General features: G+C 63.1%; 1 protein-coding gene. It reads left to right on the plus strand.

Going from position 1 to position 1,441, the window contains the following annotated elements; genetic code table 11:
- Positions 1-57: 57 nt before the first annotated feature.
- Positions 58-1,389, plus strand: a complete 1,332-nt coding sequence (locus G6N73_RS35595; protein ID WP_165034529.1) for an IS1182 family transposase — start codon at positions 58-60, stop codon at positions 1,387-1,389.
- The last annotated feature ends 52 nt before the right edge of the window (positions 1,390-1,441 follow it).

Below are 1,441 nucleotides of genomic sequence, written 5' to 3' on the forward strand. Positions count from 1 at the left end.
GAGCGTGTCTGAGTAGTCACTGGTCAAGCGGCGACGAGTCTGATTCCTTGCTGGGTTATGAGCAAGGACTTTCGCCCCTGGAAGATCGATGAGACGCAGCTTCTGCCGCCGAGCGTGCAGGATTACGTGCCAAGGGATCACCTGTCGCGGCTGATCGTGGCGCTGGTGCGGGAAGAGCTTGATCTTTCCGCGATTGCCGGCAGCTACAGGAGCGTGCTGGGCCAACCACCGTTCGATCCGCGCATGATGACGGCGCTGCTTCTGCATGGCTACGCGAGCGGCATTTACTCGTCGCGGCGGATCGCCAGGGCGGCTTCTGAGCGAGCGGACTTCATGATGATCGTGGCGGGCGATGCGCCGGACTTCCGCACCATCTCGGAGTTCCGCAGACGGCATCTGAAGGCGCTGGCTGCGCTGTTCGTGCAGGTCTTGCAGCTTGCCGAGAAGGCGGGCTTGGTGAAGCTCGGGCACGTGGCGCTCGACGGCACCAAGATCAAGGCCAACGCGTCCAAGCACAAGGCGATGAGCTACGAGCGCATGAAGAAGCGGGAAGCGGAGCTTGCGGCCGAGGTCGACCGCTGGCTTAAAGCCGCGGAGGCGGCCGATCGGGAGGAGGACAAGCTCTACGGCAAGCAGCGCGGCGATGAGATGCCCGATTGGGTGGCCGACAAGCAGAAGCGACTGGAGAAGATTCGCCAGGCCAAGGCCGAACTGGAGGCGGAAGCCAAGGCCGCCGCCGAACAAGAGATGCGCCGCCGGGAAAAGGCGGAGGAGCAGCGCAAGGCAGAGGGCCGCAAGAAGAACGGCAAGACGCCGGCGCCACCGAAGACGGAGCCCGAGGGCAAGGCGCAGCGCAACTTCACCGATCCGGAAAGCCGCATCTTGAAGACCAAGGACGGTTACATCCAGGGCTACAATGCGCAGGCCGCTGTCGATGCACAGGCCCAGATCATCGTGGCCCAGAGCCTGACGCACAGCATGAGCGACCAGGACCAACTCGTGCCGCTCATCGACGAGATCAAGGACAATCTCGGCCGCAAGCCAAAGGAAGCCTCAGCCGATGCCGGTTACTGCAGCGAGGCAAATCTTGCCGCCTTGGCCGAGCGCGAGGTCGGCGCTTACCTCGCTACCGGACGCGCCAAGCACCCTGCCGAAGGCAGACCCAAAATTACCGGACCGCTCGTCCAGGCGATGCGGGACAAGCTGAAGCGAGCGGGACGACGAACCCGATACAGGCTCAGAAAGCAAGTCGTCGAGCCGGTGTTCGGACAGATCAAACAGGCAAGAGGGTTCAGGCAGTTCCTGCTGCGCGGCATCGAGAAAGTGAGGGCCGAATGGGCGCTGATCTGCACCGCCCACAACCTCACTAAGCTCGCCCGAGCGGCATGAACCCACTATCGTTCAGCCAACAGCCCTATGCCGGAGCTATCTGGACAGGCTC

The organism is Allomesorhizobium camelthorni (assembly GCF_011045125.1).
Classification (GTDB): domain Bacteria; phylum Pseudomonadota; class Alphaproteobacteria; order Rhizobiales; family Rhizobiaceae; genus Allomesorhizobium; species Allomesorhizobium camelthorni.

Bases quoted from the DNA above. Each gene is read 5' to 3' on its own strand.
- G6N73_RS35595 (WP_165034529.1), top strand. From the start codon at position 58: ATGAGCAAGGACTTTCGCCCCTGGAAGATCGATGAGACGCAGCTTCTG.